At 67.8% G+C, this 17,542-nt stretch carries 19 protein-coding genes and 1 tRNA gene; 11 read left to right on the top strand and 9 right to left on the bottom strand.

Going from position 1 to position 17,542, the window contains the following annotated elements; genetic code table 11:
• Positions 1-31 precede the first annotated feature (31 nt).
• Complete coding sequence (locus FEK34_RS01950) at positions 32-607, top strand: dihydrofolate reductase family protein (protein ID WP_138446128.1); 576 nt, start codon at positions 32-34, stop codon at positions 605-607.
• Here the strand turns inward: FEK34_RS01950 and FEK34_RS01945 are convergent.
• Positions 589-1,299: a helix-turn-helix domain-containing protein gene (locus FEK34_RS01945; RefSeq protein WP_138446127.1), complete on the bottom strand. Its 711-nt coding sequence runs from the start codon at positions 1,297-1,299 to the stop codon at positions 589-591. The genes FEK34_RS01950 and FEK34_RS01945 overlap by 19 nt on opposite strands.
• Positions 1,300-1,308: 9 nt before the next feature.
• A complete protein-coding gene (locus tag FEK34_RS01940; RefSeq protein WP_138446126.1) occupies positions 1,309-2,679 on the bottom strand; it encodes an MFS transporter in 1,371 nt (456 codons plus the stop codon).
• 81 nt (positions 2,680-2,760) lie between these two features.
• On the opposite strand from FEK34_RS01940, the gene FEK34_RS01935 reads away from it, so the two are divergent.
• The 3 genes from FEK34_RS01935 (at position 2,761) to FEK34_RS01925 (ending at position 4,547) form a co-directional block, all read left to right on the top strand.
• Positions 2,761-3,195, top strand: a complete 435-nt coding sequence (locus FEK34_RS01935; protein ID WP_138446125.1) for a winged helix-turn-helix transcriptional regulator — start codon at positions 2,761-2,763, stop codon at positions 3,193-3,195.
• Between the two features lie 121 nt (positions 3,196-3,316).
• Positions 3,317-3,961 carry a dihydrofolate reductase family protein gene (locus FEK34_RS01930; RefSeq protein WP_138446124.1) on the top strand — a complete coding sequence of 215 codons (645 nt, stop codon included), beginning with the start codon at positions 3,317-3,319 and terminating at the stop codon, positions 3,959-3,961.
• Between the two features lie 19 nt (positions 3,962-3,980).
• On the top strand, positions 3,981-4,547 hold the full coding sequence (locus FEK34_RS01925; protein WP_138446123.1) for a Uma2 family endonuclease: 567 nt from the start codon (positions 3,981-3,983) through the stop codon (positions 4,545-4,547).
• A 93-nt stretch (positions 4,548-4,640) separates the two neighbouring features.
• On the opposite strand, the gene FEK34_RS01920 is transcribed toward FEK34_RS01925, so the two are convergent.
• Positions 4,641-4,910, bottom strand: a complete 270-nt coding sequence (locus FEK34_RS01920) for a hypothetical protein (RefSeq protein ID WP_138446122.1) — start codon at positions 4,908-4,910, stop codon at positions 4,641-4,643.
• 222 nt (positions 4,911-5,132) lie between these two features.
• Here FEK34_RS01920 and FEK34_RS01915 point away from each other — a divergent pair, with 222 nt between their 5' ends.
• Positions 5,133-6,011 (top strand): TIGR03619 family F420-dependent LLM class oxidoreductase, encoded by an 879-nt coding sequence (locus tag FEK34_RS01915; protein ID WP_138446121.1) that lies wholly within the window; start codon positions 5,133-5,135, stop codon positions 6,009-6,011.
• 187 nt (positions 6,012-6,198) lie between these two features.
• On the opposite strand, the gene FEK34_RS01910 is transcribed toward FEK34_RS01915, so the two are convergent.
• Positions 6,199-6,828 carry a TetR/AcrR family transcriptional regulator gene (locus FEK34_RS01910; RefSeq protein ID WP_138446120.1) on the bottom strand — a complete coding sequence of 210 codons (630 nt, stop codon included), beginning with the start codon at positions 6,826-6,828 and terminating at the stop codon, positions 6,199-6,201.
• A gap of 140 nt (positions 6,829-6,968) precedes the next feature.
• Here FEK34_RS01910 and FEK34_RS01905 point away from each other — a divergent pair, with 140 nt between their 5' ends.
• Positions 6,969-8,381 (top strand): MFS transporter, encoded by a 1,413-nt coding sequence (locus FEK34_RS01905; protein WP_138446119.1) that lies wholly within the window; start codon positions 6,969-6,971, stop codon positions 8,379-8,381.
• A 20-nt stretch (positions 8,382-8,401) separates the two neighbouring features.
• The gene (locus FEK34_RS01900) at positions 8,402-9,064 is read left to right on the top strand and encodes an SGNH/GDSL hydrolase family protein (protein WP_138446118.1); all 663 of its coding nucleotides are present in this window, start codon (positions 8,402-8,404) and stop codon (positions 9,062-9,064) included.
• A 107-nt stretch (positions 9,065-9,171) separates the two neighbouring features.
• Here FEK34_RS01900 and FEK34_RS01895 read toward each other — a convergent pair whose 3' ends face one another.
• Positions 9,172-10,395, bottom strand: a complete 1,224-nt coding sequence (locus tag FEK34_RS01895; protein ID WP_138446117.1) for a helix-turn-helix domain-containing protein — start codon at positions 10,393-10,395, stop codon at positions 9,172-9,174.
• Positions 10,396-10,567: 172 nt separating this feature from the next.
• Here FEK34_RS01895 and FEK34_RS01890 point away from each other — a divergent pair, with 172 nt between their 5' ends.
• Positions 10,568-10,867 (top strand): hypothetical protein, encoded by a 300-nt coding sequence (locus FEK34_RS01890; RefSeq protein ID WP_036542202.1) that lies wholly within the window; start codon positions 10,568-10,570, stop codon positions 10,865-10,867.
• Positions 10,868-11,162: 295 nt separating this feature from the next.
• On the opposite strand, the gene FEK34_RS01885 is transcribed toward FEK34_RS01890, so the two are convergent.
• Positions 11,163-11,963, bottom strand: coding sequence for an alpha/beta fold hydrolase (locus FEK34_RS01885; RefSeq protein WP_138446116.1), 801 nt, complete (start codon positions 11,961-11,963; stop codon positions 11,163-11,165).
• A 297-nt stretch (positions 11,964-12,260) separates the two neighbouring features.
• Between FEK34_RS01885 and FEK34_RS01880 the strand changes: the two genes are divergently transcribed.
• Positions 12,261-12,620, top strand: coding sequence for a nuclear transport factor 2 family protein (locus FEK34_RS01880; RefSeq protein WP_138446115.1), 360 nt, complete (start codon positions 12,261-12,263; stop codon positions 12,618-12,620).
• Between the two features lie 180 nt (positions 12,621-12,800).
• On the opposite strand, the gene FEK34_RS01875 is transcribed toward FEK34_RS01880, so the two are convergent.
• Positions 12,801-12,873: transfer RNA gene (locus FEK34_RS01875), tRNA-Arg, on the bottom strand.
• 121 nt (positions 12,874-12,994) lie between these two features.
• Between FEK34_RS01875 and FEK34_RS01870 the strand changes: the two genes are divergently transcribed.
• Positions 12,995-13,240 (top strand): hypothetical protein, encoded by a 246-nt coding sequence (locus tag FEK34_RS01870; protein WP_138446114.1) that lies wholly within the window; start codon positions 12,995-12,997, stop codon positions 13,238-13,240.
• Between the two features lie 6 nt (positions 13,241-13,246).
• On the opposite strand, the gene FEK34_RS01865 is transcribed toward FEK34_RS01870, so the two are convergent.
• Both FEK34_RS01865 and FEK34_RS01860 read right to left on the bottom strand, forming a co-directional pair.
• Positions 13,247-14,713, bottom strand: coding sequence for a flavin-containing monooxygenase (locus tag FEK34_RS01865; RefSeq protein ID WP_138446113.1), 1,467 nt, complete (start codon positions 14,711-14,713; stop codon positions 13,247-13,249).
• Between the two features lie 75 nt (positions 14,714-14,788).
• The gene (locus FEK34_RS01860; RefSeq protein ID WP_138446112.1) at positions 14,789-15,931 is read right to left on the bottom strand and encodes an acyl-CoA dehydrogenase family protein; all 1,143 of its coding nucleotides are present in this window, start codon (positions 15,929-15,931) and stop codon (positions 14,789-14,791) included.
• A 480-nt stretch (positions 15,932-16,411) separates the two neighbouring features.
• Here FEK34_RS01860 and FEK34_RS01855 point away from each other — a divergent pair, with 480 nt between their 5' ends.
• Positions 16,412-17,260, top strand: coding sequence for an LLM class flavin-dependent oxidoreductase (locus FEK34_RS01855; RefSeq protein ID WP_138446111.1), 849 nt, complete (start codon positions 16,412-16,414; stop codon positions 17,258-17,260).
• Positions 17,261-17,542 lie beyond the last annotated feature (282 nt).

Below are 17,542 nucleotides of genomic sequence, written 5' to 3'. Positions count from 1 at the left end.
ACAAGCCGAAGCACACAATCAGGAGGAATCGATGGCACGCGAACTGGTCTACACGGGCTTCATGTCGCTGGACGGCGTCGTGGATTCGCCGGGCGGCACGGCCGAGGGACATCGCAGCGGCGGCTGGGTCATGCAGACCGAGTTCGTCCCGGAGGCCTACTCGCTCAAGGCCGAGGAGCTCGCCGATACCGGGGCCTTGATGTTCGGCCGCCGCAGCTACGAGGCCTTCGCCCCGATCTGGCGCGATTCCGAGGACCACGCCGCCTACAAGGATCTGCCGAAATACGTCGTGTCCTCCAGCCTGACCGAGGACGCCCTGATCGACGGCTGGGGCCCGATCACCATCCTGCGCTCGGAGGACGACGTCGCGAAGCTGAAGCAGACCGACGGCGGCGGCATCTTCATCCACGGCAGCGCCGAGCTGGCCCTGCGCCTGGCCGAGGCCGACCTGATCGACCGTTACAACCTGCTGGTGTTCCCGGTGCTGCTGGGCGCGGGCAAATACCTGTTCCCGCGCACCGATCGCGACAAGCAGCAGCTGCGCCTGCGGGATTCGGCGAGCTACGCCAACGGGGTCACCAAGCTGATCTACGACGTGGTGCGCTGAGTGGGATCGAGGGCGATCGCGCCGCCGGTCCGGGCGCGCAGCTGTCCTGCGGTCCGCCCGACAAAGCGGCGCAGCGCGCGGGCCAGATGCGGTTCGTCGTAGTAGTCGAGCTTGGCGACGACATCGCCCGGCGTCTCGCCCGTCATCAGCAGGAAGGCCGCCGTGCGGGCACGCTCGATCTGACGGACCGCGCCGTGGGTGAGTCCGGTCGCGGCCCGGAACCGGCGCTCCAGGGTGCGGTCGCTGACGTCCGGCGGTGAACCTCGCAGGGTGGCGGCGACCAGCGGATCGCGCACCAGCACGCCCTCCTGGACGAGCCGTTCGACGAGTGCTTCGACGTCATCGGGGCCCGGAATCTCCCGATGTGCGCCGTCCAGCCAGAACTTCCGGTCGCTCACATCGGGTAGCACGATCCCGCCGTCGACCAGCGTCGGTGTGGCGACGCTGCGCAGCGATGTTCCGACCGCGAACTGAACACCGGTGAACACCGCGCCCTCGGGAACCGGCGCCGTCCCCGTGCGGGTCTCCGGCCCGGTCACCGCCGCATACCGCTGCCCGTCCTGCTCCCAGAACGCCAGGCCCCAGGTCTCGCTGGCGACCGATGTCATCGTGGAGACCTCGTCGGCACGGCACGTCCAGATGGATTCGACCCACGGTGAATCCGAGGCGCGTGTTTCGAAGAGCAGTCCCACAAGGGAATACTAGGTCGGCCTGCACGTGCCGCAGACCTCCGCGCCGCGATACCGGACCGATTGCGGCCGGCCATCGGCGCCCGCCCGGCTCGCCGAATCCGGAGTCAGCGGCTCGGACCGCGCGGTGTCGATCGCTCGTCCGTGTGGGTGCCGTCGTGCGATGGACCAGACGGTGAGTGCGCACGCCGAGAATCCCGCGCCGAGCAGGCACGAGCCCGCCCAGCCGTGCGCGCCGAACACGGCGGTGGTGGCGGCCGCGCCGAGGGCGGAGCCGAGTGCGTAGAACACCATGTAGCCGCCGATGACGCTGCTGACGCGATCCGGATACTCGGCGGTGAGCGCATGCTGATTGCTCACGTGGACGGCCTGCACCGCGAAATCGAGTATCACGACCCCGGCCGCGAGCAGCCACAGCGACCGCGGCAGTTGCGCGATCGCGGCCCACGAGACGATTAGCAGGGCGAGCGCGACGCCGGTCACCGTCTTCGCCCGGCCCGCATCCGCCCACCGGCCCGCGCGTGCTGCGCCGAGCGCGCCGACGAGCCCGGCTACGCCGAATAGTCCGATCCGGCTTTCGCTCATGTGCCACGGGCGGTCTGCCAGCGCCATGGCGTATCCGCTCCACAGCGTGCCGAACGAGGCGAACAGGAAGAACCCGATCAGCCCGTGTGCCAAGAAGTTTCGCTCGCTGAACAGTCCGCCGAGTGCGGCCACGGCTCGGCGGTAGGCGGTGGGTGCCGGGAGCGCGGGCGGCGGCGCTTCATGCAGCGGCGGTGCTTCGCGCGGCGCCAGCGCTTCGGGCGACGGCAGTACCTCGTGCGACGGCAGTGCTTCGGGCGACGGCAGTGCGACGAGGACGAGCGCGGCGAGGGCGACCGACAGCCCGGCGAGCACACCGTAAACACTGCGCCAGCCGCACAGGTCGGCGAGCGCCCCGGTGACGACTCGCGCACCCAGAATGCCGACCACCACACCCGCGGTCACCACCCCGATATTCCGCCCGCGTTCGCCAGGCGCCGAGACCGACGCGGCGTACGCGACCGTGGTCTGCACGACGACCGCGACCACTCCGGTCGCCGCGAGCGCGGTGAACGCCACCCACGCGACGGGTGCCGTAGCGATCGCGATGAGGGCAGCGGCGATCAGCGCGAGGTGCGCGGCGATGAGCCTGCGCCGGTCGGCGACCACATCGCCGAGCGGGACCAGCAGGATCAGGCCGGTCAAGTAGCCGAGCTGGGCGGCAGCGACGAACCACCCCGCATGTTCGGCCGGGACACCGAGATCACGCGCCATCGGCTCCAGAATCGCTTGCGCCGCATAGATACTCGCGACTGCGACACCACACACCAGTGCGAGCAGAGCTCGCTGCCGAACGCTCATCTCGGTCCAATCAGTAGCAAATTGCAACTAATCAGACGATAAGGCATGATGGTTTCAATCTGCAACTGATTGGAAGGTGTCATGCCCACGAGCTGGACCGACCCCCACTGCCCGGTCGCCCGCACCCTCGATCTCGTCGGCGACCGGTGGAGCCTGCTCGTCATCCGCGACGCCATGGACGGCGCCCGATCGTTCACCGAATTCCAGCGCCGCACCGGCATCGCCCGCAATATCCTCACCGACCGCCTCCGCAAGCTCGCCGACCACGGCCTGCTCACCCAGCGCACCGCCCCCTCCGGCCGCCGCCAGGAATACATGCTCACCGAAGCCGGCCGCGACCTGTTCCCCGTCATCGTGACGCTGCGGCAGTGGGGTGAACGGCACGCGTTCGGGCCTGGCGAAAGCCACTCCGCCCTCGTCGACGAGCGCGGCACGCCGGTCCCGCCGCTGGCGCCGATCGCCGCAGATGGCGTGGCTCTCGGGCCGGATAACACCCGGGTGCTGAAAGTCGACTAGCGCCTGCGGTCGGGCCTCGGATCTCCGGTCGGCCGCGCGCGCTTTGTCTGTCCGTGTTGACGCCTGGGGCTGCGCCGTCTAACTTGGTGGTTGCATTTTGCAATCAGATGGAGGAGTGGTCATGGGCAGGGTTCGCGTCGATCTGAATATCTCGCTGGACGGATACGCAACCACCACGGATCAAACCCCGGACGACCCGATGGGGCAGGACTGGAACCGCCTCGTCGCGGCCTACGCCGCTACCCGCACCTTCCGGGAGCGCGTTTTCGGCGACACCTCCGGCGCGGGCACCACGGGCGTGGACGACAAGTACGCCGCAGCGTATTTCGAGGGTGTCGGCGCCGAGATCATGGGCGCGGGCATGTTCGGCCTGCACGCCCACCCCGGCGACCCGGACTGGAAAGGCTGGTGGGGCCCGAACCCGCCCTTCGGTGTCCCGGTCTACGTGCTCACCCACGAACAGCGGCCGACGCTGGAGATGGAGGGCGGCACCACCTTTCACTTCCTCCAGGACACCCCCGAAGACGCCCTCGCCCTGGCGCAGAAAGCGGCAGGCGACCTCGACGTCCGCATCGGCGGCGGTATCTCCGTCGTCCGCACCTACCTGGCCGCAGGCCTTGTCGACCAACTGCACGTCGGGATCGCCCCGATCCTGCTCGGCCGCGGCGAGCGGCTGTGGGACGACCTGCGCGAGCTGGAGAGCGGGTACACGGTGAACAGTGAGGTCGCCGAGAGCGGGACGATTCACGTGACATTCTCGCGGTGAGAACGCTTGGGGCGGTGTCATGACAGTCGAAACCAGAATCCCCGCATGGATGCGCCAGCAGATCACAGCAGCGGAATACGACTCCTGGTCCGAGGAGCAGTGTGCAGGGATCGAGATCGTCGATGGCATGGTCGTCGCAAGCCCGAGCGCGTCCAAACGCCATAACCGATTGGCTCGGATCCTGGCGAACGCGCTGGATGCTGCCGCGCGTCCGGACTGGAACGCCGACACCGACTTCGACGTGCGGTTGCAGGATGTTCCGCTCAACAACCGGCGACCGGATGTCGTCGTGTACCGCGCCGACACGATCGACCTCACGCCCACGCGCCCGGAGCACGTGCTGATGGTGGTCGAGGTCGTCTCACCTGGACCGGAAACGACCGATCGGGTCGTGAAGGTCGACCAATACGCCAAGGCCGGCATCGCCTTCTACTGGCGTGTCGAGCAGGCCGCGACGGGCGTCCCGCTCGTCTACACCTACGTCCTCGACCCTGCGACCATGACCTATCGCACCGGCGAGATGTTCACCGGAATCGTCAAGGTGACGGCGCCCTTCACAGTCGACATCGACCTCACGGAGATCTGAGCGCCGAGCCATCCATAGTTCTGCCGACTGTGAGGGCTCCGCAATCGAATTGCGTAAGGCCGTGTTCGGCCGTGGGGGCTACTGAGAACGGCGTCACTTGCGTGCGTAAAACCGGGGGCGCGATGCCAGCGCGGCCAGCTCCGGCGCGTCGTCGGGGACATCGAGCGACTCCAGCATCGCGTCGAATTGTTCCGAGGACATGAGTGTGCGAGTGGACAGCCCCAGGACGCGGTCGGGCAGTTGGTTAGCCACATTCCCGATCAACTCGGTCGCGGTTTCGCCGACGGCCCGTGTCGCTTCCCCGATCTGATGACATCCTTCGGCCGTTGCCCTGATCTCGAATCTTTCGCCTCTGGTGTTCATCGCAGTGACCTCGAGTTGATTCTGACGACTGCCCGGCAAGTCTGGGTAGCAGGCAATCGTGGAGTGGCAGCCTGCCGACAACTATGCAGGCATTGCCCCTGCCTCGCCAGCTGATTCTGGTTCAGGCGATCTTGCCTTGACGTCGGCGGCAAGGTTTAGCGTTCGGCGCTGATATCGAGCATCCGCCCGGCGCAGCGCCGGGGCGGTGACGAAGGGATTCGGATGAAGTTCGCTGTCAGCTACCCGACGCCGTTCAACGGGACCGACCCTGATCGGCTGGTGTCGTTCGCGCGGCATGCGGAGCGGTGCGGGTTCGAGGCGTTGTACGTGCAGGATCACATCGCGCTGTACCCGGGTGCGGATTATGGGGCGGGGGAACTGCCTGCGACGTTGCCGTACTTCGATCCGCTCGATTGCCTCGGTTTCGTCGCCGCCGGCACCGAGCGGCTGCTGCTCGGCACCGGCGTGCTGCTGCTGCCGTACCGCCATCCGGTGGTGCTGGCCAAGCGGCTGGCCACCATCGACGTGCTGTCCAAGGGGAGGATGCGGTTGCTCACCGTCGGGCTGGGTGCGCTGCCGGGCGAGGCGCAGGCCATGGGCGTGGACTTCCGTAGTCGCGGACGCCGCGCCGATGAAGCGATCGACGTTCTGCGACTGCTATGGGCCGGCGGACCCGAGGGCGTCGATTTCCACGGCGAGTTCTTCGATTTCGAGCAGCTGTGCAGCTATCCGAAACCGGCTGGGGTAGAGGTTCTTCCGATTCACGTCGGCGGATCCAGTCGTGCCGCCGCCCGGCGCGCCGGTGCACGCGGGGACGGCTATCTCGCCGGCGGCATGCTCGACGAGGACGAGCGCGATCTCCAGCTCGACCTGGCCCGCAAGGCGGCCGCCGAAGCGGGACGCGACCCGGCTGCGCTCGAGTACACCCGCTGGGGTTCGATCGATGCGACGGTCGCGCGCGTCGAGCAGCTCGCCGAGCACGGCGTCACCCGGATCGTCGTCAATGTGACCGCCGTGACCGCCGTCGAACAGCACGACCAGATGTCGGCCTTCGCCGAAAGGTTCGGTCTCACAACGATACCGGACGTTGACAGGCAGTGATCACGCGGATACCCGGATTCTTCGAATCGCCCGGCGAAGAGCGGGTGGCTGCGGGCGTCGTTCAACAATCTCACGCCGGACCCATTTCCTGACGGAGGCTCAGCCGACCGCGGTTTGCCGCCGCCATCGGCGAGCTGCTCGTCAACAGGGTGATGCTCGCGCCCGACCGCAGTCGGCCACTGCCACCTCAGGTTTCGCCCGCGAGCAGCCGGTCGATCACCCGCCGCGCCATGTTCACGCTGTCCTCCTCACCCAGGCGCAGGGCCAGATTGACCGCGTTCAATACCGCGCTGACCTGGAAGGCGGCTATCTCGGGATCGATGCAGGCAACTTCCCCCGCGGCGGCGGCCCGCTCGAATTGCATTGCGAGAGTAGTGCGCCATGCGCGCTGTTGCGCCAGCAGCGCGTCCCGGACCGGTCCGGGACGGCTGTCGAAGATCGGCAGGTTCGCGCCCCAGAAACAGCCGCCGGGGAACAGTGGTTGCGCGGCGTAGTCGATCCAGCGGTCGACGAGGGTACGGAGACGGGCGAGGCCGGCGGGGGAGTCCTGTGCGGGTCGGACGACAGCCTCGGTGAAGGCCTCCTGTGCTACTTGCACGGTCGCGAGCTGGAGCGCCTCTTTGGTTCGGAACAGCGTCTGGATGCCGGCCTTGCTCATGCCGAGGTCGGCGGCCAGACGTCCGAAACTGAGCACGTCGAGTCCATCCTGCGAGGCGATGTCGACTGCGCGGCTGGTGACGGCCTGCCGAGAGCGGGCGCCGCGCTGTAACCGCAGGTCGACGGCTTCCTTGGCCGGATTGTGCCCTGTGTTGACCATACGGTCGATCGTATGCCTCTCAAGAGAGCGTAGTCGAGAGGGTTGTGAAATACATACGGCCGACCGTATTGTTTACTCGGTCGCGCCGGTCGAGCTCGGACATGTCGCCGGGCCCGGTGCGGGCTAGGAGGGAACACCTGATGGACGGCGTGACTGCCGAGCAATCGCTCACCGCGAAGACGAAGACCCCCGCTCGGGACCATTCCACGGCAATCGTGTGGATCCTGTGCACGGCCGCCTTCATGGCAATGCTCGACGTGTTCGTTGTCAACGTCGCCTTCACCGAAATCGTCGCGTCCTATCCGGATTCGTCGCTGGCCGACGTGAGCTGGGTACTCAACGCCTACGCCATCGTCTACGCGGCGCTGCTGATTCCGGCGGGGCGCTTCTCGGATCGTTTCGGCCGCAAGGCCGGATTCCTGGTCGGGCTCGGCATTTTCACACTCGCGAGCCTGGCCTGCGCGGTCGCGCCGTGGCTGTGGGCGCTGGTGGTATTTCGGGTGTTGCAGGCGGTCGGCGCCGCGGCGCTGACGCCCGCCAGTCTGGGACTGTTGCTCACGGTACTGCCGCCGCAGCGGGTGCCGGGAGCGGTGAAGATCTGGGCGACAACGAGTTCGGCGGCAGCGGCATTCGGCCCCGTGGCCGGCGGGGCGCTGGTCGAGGCATCCTGGCGCTGGGTCTTCCTGATCAATCTGCCGGTAGGTGTGGTGGCAGGGTTCGCGGCGCTGCGTTTGGTGCCGAACCTGTCGGACCGGCTGCCCGCCCGAATGCCCGACCTGTTCGGAGCGGCACTGCTCATCGTCGCGATCGGGGCTTTGTCGCTGGGACTGGTGCAGAGCAGCGAATGGTCCTCGACCGCCACGCTCACCGCATTGGCCCTCGCGGCGCTCGGCGTGATCCTGTTCGTGGCCCGGATGATGCGGCATCCGTATCCGGTGGTGTCGCCCGGCCTGTTCCGGGTGTCGACGTTCGCGTGGGCCAACATCACCGTGCTGGCGTTCTGCACCGCGTTCGGCGCGTGGTTCCTGAGCATCGCACTGTGGCTGGAGAATGTGGCCGGCTTCAGTGCGATGGAAACCGGGCTCGCCATCGTCCCAGGTCCGCTCATGGTGCCGGTGTTCGCTGCCGCGAGTCAGCGGCTGCTCCGACGGGTGTCGGTGAGTTACGTTGTCGCGCTGGGAAATCTACTGTTCGCGGCCGGTGTGGTGCTGGTGCTGATCAGCGATCCCACTCCGTCGCAGTACTTCACCGCGGTGTTGCCGGGCTGGGTGCTCACCGGTGTCGGCATCGGGCTCGCGCTGCCGAGCATGATCGCCTCCGCCGCCGTCGACCTGCCACCGGATCAGTCCGCCACCGGAAGCGCCGTGGTGAACACCGCCCGGCAACTCGGCTATGTGCTCGGCGTCGCCGTGGTGGTCGCCCTCCTCGGCTCGCTGGATACCAGCGACCGGCTGCGCGCCGGTTTCCAGCACGGCTGGTGGTTCATCGCCGCCGTCGCGGTCATCGCCGCCGTCACGGCCCTCGGCCTCACTCCCAGTACCCGCAAGGCGTAATCGAAACGAGGAAGCTGCACATGCAGGACATCATCGAACACTCCGATCCGCTCTGCCTTTCCGAGACAACCGCCGCCGCATTACTGTTCGACGCCCCATGGCGCCGATTCGGCGTCATCGGCGACAGCCTGTCCGCCGGCATCGGCGACCCCACACCCGGCTACGTGAACAAGGGCTGGGCGGACCGAGTCGCGGATGTCCTGCGGCTCGTCGCCCCCGGCACGCGATACCGCAACCTCGCGCAGATCGGCGCCACCACCTCCCGGACCGTCACCGACCAGCTCGATCGCATCGTCGAATTCGCCCCCGACCTGCTGCACCTACCATGTGGCCCCAACGACATCATGCGCCGTGACCGCGATTTCGACGAGATCGAAAAGACGATGCGTCGCATGTATGACGCGGCCTCGCGCACCGGCGCCCAGCTGACCACCTTCACGCTCGGAAGAGCATTTGTCATGCCGGCATTCGCCAACTGGGACAAGCGAATCCGAACAATGAACGACCTGACCCGCCGCATCGCCGACGACTACAACGCCCTCGTCATAGACATGTGGAACCACCCCGTCAACGACCGCGTCAACCTGCTCAGCGCCGACGGCATCCACTTCTCGACCTCGGGTCAAGCGGTGCTGGGGGCGGAATACGTCCGGCACCTGGCTGGCCTGCTCACGAGCCGGTGAGTGAGTGGCGCACGTTCTGATGGGGGGCGCCGAACTGGGTGAAAACGGCCTCGCGACGGGGGCAGGTCGGCGATGATCTGCCGGAGCCGGACGGGTGAATCGACGGATCAGCTGGGGACGACGCCGACGCGCTGCGCGAGTTTGCCGAGGTCGCCGGTCGTCAGGTCGCGCCGTGCGGTGCGCATCATGTGACCGACCAGTTCGCGGACCGGGGGCATGGTTCGGACGTGCTGCGGCGCGACGTGCTCGGCCCGCAGGAGGGCGTACAGCGACTCCCGGTAGTTGCGCTGCATCGCGTGCGCGCGGCCGATCTCCACGAAGTACTGAGCCTTGCGGCCCTCGTTCGGCAGATCGCCGGGCGAAAGCGTGGGCGCGAGGGCGAGTACCTGGCCGGGCTCGCGGCGCTCGACGGCGGCCGACATGCGCCACAGCTGCACGTTCGCCGGTCCGAAGGAATCATTGCGCGCGAGGCAGGCGCCGGGGCGGGCACCGGCGAGCCTGCTCGCTTGTTCGGCCGCCTCGGCCAGGTAGGGCTCGGGGTCGCCACCCAGCGTGGCGGCAACCATAGAGCCTTGGAGGTGCAGCATTCCGTACGTTTCGATCTCGCCCACGGTGCGCACATCGGCGGCGATCTTCTCGGCCGTCGCCGTTGTTGTGGTCAGAGCGGCAGGTAGCGCACCGGGGCGCGACAACATGATCTGTCCCTGACTGAATGATGCGGCGGCGAGTGATGCGACGCCGTCGACATGGCTCGCGGCCTGCCACGCCTCTTGCGCGGCCGTCCAGGCGAGAGCGTGATATCCACGTGCCCGCAACGCGGACGCGACTCCGTAGGCGACGGTGCCGAGTACGTCCCAGGCTCGCTCGGAGTTCGCGCTGTCGGCATCACGCACATGGCGGTAGGCGTCGGTCAACATCGGCACGAGCATCGGGCCGAGCGCAGCGTAATCGCAATCGTTGCGAAGCTTGGTGGCCTTCTGGCTCAGCGCCGCCAGCTGGTCCAGCGAGCGCGGCGGCCGGGTATCCGTGACGTCGCCTCGTGTCCACAACACTGTTTCCAGTTCCGGCACCACCGCATGGAATCCGGCGGTGGACGGGTCGAGCTTGTCCTGTTCGTGCCGGGTCAGATCGCCGATGGTGACGCCCAACGCCGACGCCAGGGCAAGCAGGGTGCGGCGCGAATCAACCGGCCGTTCGCCGTTCTCGTACTTGGCGATTGCTCCACGGGATAGTCCGGCACGGTCCGCGAGTACCTGTTGGGAGATGCCGCGGCGCGCTCGGATCGCGCGGACCTGCTGGCCGATGAACCGGTCTTCGTAATGGTCGCTCATGTCGCTCCCTCGACAACCGTGGAAAACACCAATGCTAGCGGTCTTTTCGTGTCCCGCTCCGGGACCGATTCCGATCCGCGAAGCTTCAAGCTTCCCTCCACGCCCCGCCGCCGGGTCGAGCTCGGTTCCCCGGCGGTGGGCGCACACCAGTAGGGGAACGACAGGGGAGATGATGAGGCCGACCGCGTTCGGATGGATCGATTACGAGGTGAGCACCGCACCGGAGTGGGACGTCGCGCAGCTGACGCGGTTTGCGCGGCATCTGGGTTATCGGATCGTATGGCCGGATGAGCGTTCGGTGTTGCCGGTTGCGGATCAGGCGCGTGCTGCCGGGGCCGATGCGGTGGTCCTGCCCGCTCCGGATCATCTCGGCCCGCTCGAGTTGAACCGGGTCATGCACGTCGCGGACGTGGAGGTGTTGCGCCCCCGGCTGTCCTTCGCACGTTGGCACTCGGCCGGGGCGGCGCGGTGATCGCAGTCGGGTGGGTGCTGGTGGTCGGCGTCCCGCTTGCGGTGCTGGTGTGGGCAGTATGGCCACGCCGGTGAGTGCTGAGTCCGTCGGGAGCCTGGCGGGCGCACCGGGAGCCGCGTGGCCGGCGCCGCTACGCACGCTGGCTCGGGTCGAAGGTTCGGCACAGGACCGTCGAGGTGAATACCTACGCGCGGTGAGCAGATAGGGAGCGGTCGGCCTCGGCTTGAAAGCTGACCGCCGGGCGCACGAGTGGCGACGCCCGGCGGCCCCGGTGCGTGATGCGGGGGAGCAGGACTCATGCCGCGATCTCGCGCACCGCGTCGGCGATGGCACGGAAATCCTTGCTCAGGATCTTGGAGTGATTGCTGGAAACCTTCGCGCTGAGAACCACATTCGGGTTGTTGGCGAATACCGGCTCGAGTGAGGTCCGCGCCTTTTCCATCTCGCCGTCCTCGCTGCCGAGGCTGTTGCCGGTGGCGACGACGAACCGCACCGGGCGCCGCAGGCGCTCGAGCACCGGGCCGCTGGCGTCGGCGATCTCGTTGAGTTCGATATTGACCTCGGCGTGGTCGGCGGCGCTCATCCGCGCGGCCATCCCGAACGGGCGGGTCAGCGGCAGCAGGAACCGCATGCGGTGGAACAGTTTCCGGATACGTTCGGCGCCCTCGGGACCGGTGAGACCATAGGGTGCGGAATCGACGGTCACCACGCCGGCCACGCGGTCGGGGTTCCGGTCGGTCCAGTGCCAGGCCAGCACCCCGCCATAGGACCAGCCGACCAGAATCGCCCGCTCCACCCCGCGTGCGTCGAGCACGGCGTCGATATCCCGCAGGCACGCCTCGAAGGAGTAGTCGGCGGACTGCTTCGACTTACCGCGAGCCCGCTCATCGAAGGTGATGTGCCGCAGGCCGGGCCCGAGCTCGGCAATCACCTTCCGCCAGTGCTTGTGATCGGCGTAGGCGCCATTGAGGTAGACCACCGGGATCCCGGAACCGCCGGTGTCGGTCACATACAGGGCGGTGTCGTCGACGGGCACCATGCCGGTCCACGCCGAGGCGGTCGAGTTGTCGGTCGAGTTGTTCACTGTGTTCGTCATGTGAATACCGTCGCGGCCCGCGCTGATACGGCTCTGACACTGGACTGACACGTCCGCTGACACGGCATTCGTCGTGCCGAACTGGGTGAAGGCGCGGGCTGTAAGCACCGGACCGCCCGCCGGCCATCGTGCGGTCATTCCCCCGCGCCCGATCCCAGCCGAGCGTTGCGTGATCTACTGACCACTGAGCAACACCGGTGATGTTCGTTGTCGTGGCCCAGGTCCGGCGGCTCGGTTCTCCGGTGTGCGCGGTGTCTCCTTGACCTTCACACCGCTGTCAACGTTCATCATGTCGGCATGGTTTCTTCGCACAGCAGCACGGTCGCCGATCTGCTCGCGACCTACATCGCGATGTGGAACGAACGAGACACCTTGACCAGGCAGCGGATCGGCGCCGGGCTCTTCACCGCCGACGCCCGTTATGTCGACCCCACGGTGTCGGCGCGCGGGGTTGCGGCGATCGACGCCCATGTCGTGACCTGGCAGGAGCAGTTCCCCGGCATGGTCTTCACTATCGGCGCGGTACACAGCCATCACGATGTGGCGCATTTCGGCTGGAGCTTCGGTCCGCCGGGTGGATCGCCGGTGGGATCCGGCTCGGACACGGTGACCATCGCCGACGGCCGGCTCGCCACGGTGTACGGCTTCTTCGACTGACCGCACCGACATCGCGTCCGGCCCCCGAGGCCGGACAGCCGATCTGGTTATTGTGATGTGCTGATCGTCATCATCGACCCCGACTTTCTGCCGGCGTCAGACGCGCGCGGCGGGTAGCGGAAATGCTCCGCATAGGGCGTTAGTCTCCGAGGGAAGGCGCCTTGACCGGCGCCGATGATGTGCCCTCGGCAGGATTCGAACCTGCGACACCCGCTTTAGGAGAGCGGTGCTCTATCCCCTGAGCTACGAGGGCCAGTCCGGTGGGGGACGGTGGGAGTCTACCGGGTGTGGGGCGTGGGGACAGCATCCGTGGTGCGTGGGATGGCGGCGACGGGGTATGAGGGGGGTGAGGACAGGTTTGGAAGGAGATGGGTATGCGGCGGATGTCGGTGATCGTTGCGGGGACGATGGTGGTTGCCGGGCTGGGGAGCGGGGTGGCTGCCGGGCTGGGGAGCGGGGTGGCTGCGGCCGGGACCGGTGCGCCAGCTCCCGGGGTGGGGGAGCAGGCGCGCACGGTCGTCGTGGCGGTGCCGTGTCCGCCGTTCGGTTCGCCGGTGTTGTGCACGTTGGCGAAGATCATCAACCCGCTGCTGCCGGGGACCGGGTCGGCGGGGCTCTGAGGACGCTCAGCTGGCGGGGACGCGGGACTCCTGGTAGTCGGCCGGGTCGAAGCGGCGGGTTTTCCAGCGGTAGAGCAGGGTTGCGCCGGGCCAGTTGTTGGTGATGCGGCCGGAGGCGTTGCGGTACCAGCTGGAGCAGAAGTTCCAGGGGGTGTCCTTCAGGCGGTTCTGTAGCCAGTCGTCCCAGCGCTGTTCGGTGTCGGGGCGGGCGGCGAGGCCGCGGCCGGGGTGCTCCGTGAGGTACTCGATGATCTGTCGGATGTAGCGGGCCTGGGCTTCGAGCATGTAGATGATCGAGCCGGAGCCGACATTGGTGTTCGGGCCGTACATCAGGAACAGATTCGGGAAGTCGGGGACCGAGACGCCGAGGTAGGCGCGGGCGCCTTCGGCGGCCCAGGCGTCGGCGAGTTTGCGTCCGCCGGTGCCGTAGATGTTCATCGGCGCCAGGAATTCGGTGCCCTTGAAGCCGGTGCCGTAGATGATGACGTCGACCTCGTGCTCCACCCCGTCGGCGGTGCGCACGCCCTTCGGGGTGATCTCGGTGATCGCGGTGGTCTCCACCTGCACGTTCGGCTGGGTCAGCGCGGGGAAGTAGTCGTTGGACAGCAGTCCGCGCTTGCACCCTGCCTCGTAGTCGGGGGTCAGCTTGGCGCGCAGTTCCGGATCGGGGACCTGCTTTTCGCGATGCCGGTCCGCGATGGCGACCACGGGCCCCTTCAGGCCGGGCACGTCGGTGATGGCCAGGGCGATCAGCTCGAAGAACGACCACGCCACGAACCGCTCCGCCATCCTTAGCGGCGGAAGGTATTTGAACAGCGTGTGGTGGATCGGCCGATACTCCACATCGGGTTTCGGAATGATCCACGCGGCCGAGCGCTGGAACAGCGTCAGCTGCTCGACCTTCGGCTGGATTTGCGGAATGTACTGGATGGCGCTGGCACCGGTGCCGATGCACGCCACCCGCTTACCGGTGAGGTCGACGCCGTGGTCCCATTCGGCGGAATGGAACGCGGGCCCGGCGAAGGTGTCCATGCCCGCGATGTTCGGCATGGCCGGACGGGAGAGCTGGCCGACGGCGGAAATCAGCACGTCGGTGGTCAGGGTCGAACCGTCGGAGAGCCGGACCTGCCACTGCGCGGTGGTCTCGTCGAACTCCGCGTCGGTGACCTCGACGCCGAACCGGATGTGCCGGGTCAGCCCGTACTTGTCGGCGACGCCGCGCATGTAGGCGTGGATATCGGCCTGCTCGGAAAACCGCCGCGGCCAATCGGATTTCGGCTCGAAGGACCACGAGTACAGCGGTGACGGCACATCGCAGGCGGCGCCGGGATAGGTGTTCTCCCGCCATACGCCGCCGAGGTCCGCGGCCTTCTCCAGGATGGTGAACTCACCGATCCCGGCGCGACGCAGCTCCAGAGCCATGCCGAGCCCGCCGAAACCGGCTCCGATGATGATGATCGACGGCGAAGTCATGGTTCGAGCGTAGGCCGGAAACGGGCAGGTCCGAAGAGATCGACGGACAACAAATCCACATTTCCGGCCATCGGCTCACTTGCCGGCGAGCTGGCGGGCGATCACCAGCCGCTGGATCTGATTGGTGCCCTCGAAGATCTGCATGACCTTCGCCTCGCGCATGTACCGCTCGACCGGGAAATCCTGGGTGTAGCCGTAACCGCCGAGCACCTGCACCGCGTCGGTGGTGACCTTCATGGCGGCATCGGTGGCCACCAACTTGGCCACACTGGCCTGGCGGGAATAGGGGAGTTCGGCGTCGCGGCGGCGGGCGGCGTCGAGGTAGGTGGCGCGGGCGGAATCGACCGCGGCGGCCATGTCGGCGAGCACGAAACCGAGGCCCTGATGGTCGATGATGTGCTTGCCGAACGCTTCTCGCTCCTTGGCGTAGGCGACGGCGTCGTCGAGGGCGCGCTGAGCCAGACCGGTCGCGACCGCCGCGATGCCGAGCCTGCCGGAATCCAGGGCGCTGAACGCGATGGTCAGGCCCTGGCCCTCGTCGCCGATCAGCCGTTCGGCGGGGACGAAGGCGTCGTCGTAGCTCGCGGTGGTGGTCGGGACCGCGCGCAGGCCCATCTTCTCCTCGGGCTTGCCGAAGCTCAGGCCCTCGGTGTCCTTCGGCACCAGGAAACACGACACCCCGCGCGAGCCCTCGCCGGTGCGGGCGAACAGGGTGTAGAAATCGGCGCGGCCGCCGTTGGTGATCCAGGCCTTCGAACCGTTGATCCGGTAGCCGTCGTCGGTGGCCGTGGCGCGGCAGCGCAGCGCGGCGGCGTCGGAACCGGCGTGCGGCTCGGAAAGGCTGTAGGCGCCGATGGTTTCACCGGAGAGCATGGTCGGCAGCCAGCGCTGTTTCTGTTCCTCGGTGCCGAAGGTGAACAGCGGAAAGCAGGACAGGCTGTGCACGCTCACCGCCACCGCGACCGCGGCCCACCGCGCGCCCAGCTCCTCGAGTACTTGGAGATAGACCTCGTAGGGCTGGCCGCCACCGCCGAACTCCTCCGGATACGGCAGGCTCAGTAGACCGGCCGCGCCCAGCGCCGGGAAGACGCCGTCGGGGAAGGTTTCGGTCTTCTCGCATTCGACGACCCGCGGTTGCAGCACCTTGTCCGCGATATCGCGGGTCAGCTCGATCAGGTCCCGAGCCTCGGGGGTGGGCAGCATTCGCTCCACTGGCATGGTGTCAACCTCCGCTGGTCACATCGTCCACGGTTCGATACCGATGACGCTCACGTTATGCGTGTGCATCTGTGCGTGAATCCCGGGCCGTCGATCCAGCCGGCGGATCCAGCGAATCCGCAGTTCAGGGCGATGTCGGGCGAGATCGGCGCCCGCGAGTCACTCGGGATGCAACCCGCGCAGGTCTCGGTCGGGTCTATTTTTCGCCGCCGGAGTTGGCGTCAACACGCCTCGGCCGCTAGACACGTGACGGGTCCGGTTCACCGGAACCCGGTGCCGGCGGCAAGCTGGGGGTGCCGCCGGCACGCCGGGCCACCTGCCGTCCGTACCGGCTTGCGCGGCCGGACAACCGAATTTATAGTCACCGTAATCCGATTGGCGCTCTCTGGAAGTACAGCCGCAGAGTGGGAGCGCCTCGCCTCATGATCCGGGCGTGGAGTGGGCGGCAGATTTTGCCCACCCATTTTCCTGGAGGAATCCATGCATATCGGACTCGGACTGCCGATCGCCGACCCCGCCGTCCTGCTCGACTGGGCCCGCCGCGCCGACGCCGGACCGTTCTCGACTCTCGGCCTGCTCGACCGCGTCGTCTACGACAATCCCGAACCGCTGATCGCGCTGTCGGTCATCGCCGGCGCCACCAGCCGCATCAAGGTGCAGACCGAGGTGTTGCTCGCGCCGACCCGCGACACCGCGCTGCTCGCCAAACAGGTGGCGACGCTGGACCGGATGTCCGGCGGACGGTTCGTGCTCGGCCTCGGCGTCGGCGGGCGCGCCGACGATCACCTAGCCACCGGCACCGACCTGCGCACCCGTGGGCGGCGGCTGGACCAACAGCTCGAGCAGCTGCGCCGGGTGTGGTCCGGCGAGCCCTTCGGTGCCGACTGCGGACCCATCGGCCCTGCGCCGACCCGCCCCGGCGGTCCCGAACTGCTGTTCGGCGGCTTCAAACCCGTCGCGCTCGAGCGGGTCGCGCGCTGGGGCGACGGCTATCTGTCCGCGGTCCCGCCGCACTGGGCCGAAGGCCTGTTCGACACCGTCCGCACCTCGTGGCGCGAGCACGGCCGCGACGGCGAACCGCGCATCGTCGCCCAGGTCAACGTCGCGCTCGGCCCGCAGCAGGTCGTCGACCAGGCCCGCGCGGCCATCGGTGACTACTACGAGTTCACCGGCTGGGCCGACAACATGGTCTCGGGCATGCGCACCACGCCCGACGAGATCCGCGCGGTGATCAAACAATTCGCCGACCTCGGCGCCGACGAGGTCATGCTCTATTGCTACGGCACCGATCCGGAGCAGGTCGACCGCATCGCCTACGTGATCGGCTGACCGGCACCGCTGCGGGGCCGCCTATTCCGGGCCCCGCAGCGGGATGGTCATCGCAGTGGGTATCTGTATTGCTCGGGGGGTCGGGTTCGGGGGCGTTCGAGCGGCGCTGCCCGGAGCGTGCGCTGTGCTGACACCCACCCTCCCGCGCCGACAAGTGCGCAACGCGTGTGGTGTATCGCGAGCCGCCGGAGCTGAGCCGGGCGGCCGCTCCCTCGGCCCGCCGCATCGACCGGCAGCGGCCCCCGCCTGTGACCGACCCCACCCACTCCTGCCTACCCTTCG

It is taken from the genome of Nocardia cyriacigeorgica, assembly GCF_005863245.1.
GTDB lineage: Bacteria > Actinomycetota > Actinomycetes > Mycobacteriales > Mycobacteriaceae > Nocardia > Nocardia cyriacigeorgica_C.
Note: the sequence above shows the minus strand (reverse complement) of the source record. Positions and strands in the feature narration are given on the sequence as shown.